Consider the following 2,727-nt stretch of genomic DNA (forward strand, 5'->3'; position numbering starts at 1 on the left):
CGTTGTGTTTGTACGGCATGGCAACTCGTATCAAGCTGATTTCGATCCTGCCTGCTATCGCCAAACCGTTGACAAAGGATCCATGCACCAACGCTTTCCCGTTCAGAAGACCGAAGTCGCCATCGGCTGCGCCGTCCTCAACCGCATGCTTGCCTGCGCACGCCCGAAATCCGCCCGCCGCAAGGCGGCCACGGCATAGTCTGCCGCTTCAAAGATCGACATCCGCTCAAGTCCGGACCCATGCACCAACGCCCATGCAGCGGGCCGTCCGGCAGCGGCGGGTATCGTCGGGCTGATGGCTCCCACTTCTGTGCCCGACGGCTCAGCGTCGTATGATCTGGAACTGGGACTTTCAGCCCCATGAGATCCAGCAGCGAGTGGAGCAATCCCTCAGTCTGGCGCAGCCGCATTGCGAAGACGCAACCCAGCGTCAGCGCTGTCTCAATGGCGAGATCGGAATACCGGGCTTGGCTGCCGCGGGTCTTGCGTCGCGGAGCGCGCCATCCCGCCAGTGCCTCCGGCGTTACCCATAAGGTCAGGCTACCACGCCGGCGCAGACCTGCTTCGTAGTCACGCTTCGTCACCCTGAATTTCATCTTTCCGACGTGATGTTGTGTTTGTACGGCATGGCACTCGCATCAAGCTGATTTCGATCCTGCCTGCCTATCGCCAAACCGTTGACAAAGGATCCATGCACCAACGCTCTGATTGGTCGAACTGACGGCCTTTGAACATCGCAACCTCCGAAAATGATCGAGGGTTCCTTGTCACAACGCCGTTAAAGGTTGCAACACATCCAGTCCGGCCCGGGTAAGGGTAGCACCCGCCCATCCGGCCACCCTGATCGGCGGGTAACGTGACATCCCCCGGCCTTCAGGCGTCTTGAGCGTTGTGGATGAGATAAACTTGTCTGAGTTGGCCAAACACCACGTCGGATTTCGGTGTTAGCTTCACCTCGGCCGTGTAGTGCTCACCGTTAATCTTGAAGTGTGCCGGCTGCTCTTGGGTGCGCTGGCCCGGTAGGAACCCGAGTTTCCCCAATTCAAGAATGATTTCACGCGGCATTGGTTGGCCGCCATTGTCCCAGCGGTGGTGGTCCCATAACGGGCCAACGAGATATCCGATGTCATCTGAGCGGAGAACCGACGAGGACGCCCTGCCAGACGCCTGCACCGACCCGCTAGAGGGCTTTCCGACGCAACATTCTCCAACCGCTTTCCTAACTGCTGACGTAACGCGCGACCACAGTGAACCGCCTCTGCTATGCAGGCCGGACCGCGGCGGCATCCGCATCGACCCGCCGATGTCAGGGTGCCGGATCCCTCCATGGTCATCTGCGGGCGTCGCATCAGGCGGAATGAGCTGTAAGTTGCCTGGGTGCTGTTCTTGCACGGCAGTGTACTCCTGCATCGAAGCTGCCATGCTGAATTGGTCGATCGAATTGAGTTTCAAACCACTCTCCTTTGAACATGGACTTTTCGTAGTCTCCGAAGCTAGTAGCGTCTGGTATCCAGCCTCCGGACATTCCTGCCGCCATAAAACTCTTCCGCCGCCTTTTGACAGACATCCGAGTAGAACTTATCCGCATCCTCGATAGTGCACCCAGCGCCCGCGAAACAGCCACGCGCTATCTCATGGAGCGTATGCCGGATCGAGCTCGGGTCGTCGTAGACTGCGTTGAGGCACGCTATAATTACAATGACCTCTTCCCTTGAGAGACATTGCTGTCCGCTCATTAAGCGCGCATGGTTGATGCAGGCGACGGCGTTGGCCCATGTGAACGAGTCACCGAGGCCTGAGCAATCCTCGAATCCGTTGCCTTTCTCATTCAATTTGAAGTGAGCGATGGGCAGGTTTTTCATGTCTTCGATTTCCCCGCGATTCAGGTCCTCGACGACCGCGGGATCGTAACCTGATAACATCTCCTGAAGCCGGGTGTCGAGTTTATGCAGCCACGGCCCCACCAAGCTGGTGTTGCGCTTCAGCTTGTTTTTAGGGGTCAGAACAAGATGGGGTGGTTGCCGTCCTCCCCTAACGGCATCGCAATGTGCCAAGTTGATGTGGTGTAGGCCACAGGACGGAGAAGACGGCAAGATGAAAGATATGATGATCGGAGTGGCTCTGGCGTGCCGTCGATCAGGACGGCTTCGTCCTCGAAGCGCTGGTGCAAAGCCGCCGAAATGCCAAGGCGGCAAAGCGTCTGATGCGCAAGTTGCTGAAGGCTCAAGGGCGGACACCACGGGTCATGATCACCGACAAGCTCCGGTCCTGTGATGCCGCCAGGCGCGACCTCATGCCCGGTGTCGAACACCGGTCGCACAAAGGCCTCAATAATCGAGCGGAAAATTCGCACCCGCCGACCCGACGACGCGAAAGGACCATGAAACGCTTCAAGTCGGCACGCCAGCTTCAGCGGTTCGTTTCCATCCATGATCCGATTGCCAACCTGTTCCACTTTCCCCGCAATACGCTGTCATCAGCTCAACATCGAGATCTGCGTAACGCCGCCATGCAAATCTGGAACAAAATCGCGTGTCTCGCCGCAGCGTGACAGCCGTCCCGGCCAGCTATCGCTGCATCAATCCGCTGATAACTTTACAGCGCCGTTTTCAGGCAATCTGCAACGCCGCGGAGCGTTGGTGCATGGATCCTTTGTCAACGGTTTGGCGATAGCAGGCAGGATCGAAATCAGCTTGATACGAGTTGCCATGCCGTACAAACACAACG

Annotated in this window: 2 protein-coding genes and 3 pseudogenes; 2 read left to right on the forward strand and 3 right to left on the reverse strand. The window is 57.8% G+C overall.

Features of this window, described 5'->3' with window-relative positions; all coding sequences use genetic code 11:
- Positions 1-199 (forward strand): annotated as a pseudogene (locus ACFX5Q_RS34625) (hypothetical protein); the annotation flags it as partial.
- A gap of 55 nt (positions 200-254) precedes the next feature.
- On the opposite strand, the pseudogene ACFX5Q_RS34630 reads toward ACFX5Q_RS34625, so the two are convergent.
- The 3 genes and pseudogenes from ACFX5Q_RS34630 to ACFX5Q_RS34640 form a co-directional block, all read right to left on the reverse strand.
- Positions 255-596: pseudogene (locus ACFX5Q_RS34630) on the reverse strand (transposase); the annotation flags it as partial.
- Between the two features lie 277 nt (positions 597-873).
- Positions 874-1,452: a hypothetical protein gene (locus ACFX5Q_RS34635; protein ID WP_404285038.1), complete on the reverse strand. Its 579-nt coding sequence runs from the start codon at positions 1,450-1,452 to the stop codon at positions 874-876.
- 41 nt (positions 1,453-1,493) lie between these two features.
- A complete protein-coding gene (locus ACFX5Q_RS34640; protein WP_404285039.1) occupies positions 1,494-1,862 on the reverse strand; it encodes a hypothetical protein in 369 nt (122 codons plus the stop codon).
- 254 nt (positions 1,863-2,116) lie between these two features.
- Between ACFX5Q_RS34640 and ACFX5Q_RS34645 the strand changes: the two are divergent.
- Positions 2,117-2,551, forward strand: a pseudogene (locus ACFX5Q_RS34645) (transposase); the annotation flags it as partial.
- Positions 2,552-2,727 lie beyond the last annotated feature (176 nt).

The sequence above is a fragment of the Mesorhizobium sp. IMUNJ 23033 genome, from assembly GCF_044778005.1.
GTDB classification, from domain to species: domain Bacteria; phylum Pseudomonadota; class Alphaproteobacteria; order Rhizobiales; family Rhizobiaceae; genus Mesorhizobium; species Mesorhizobium amorphae_A.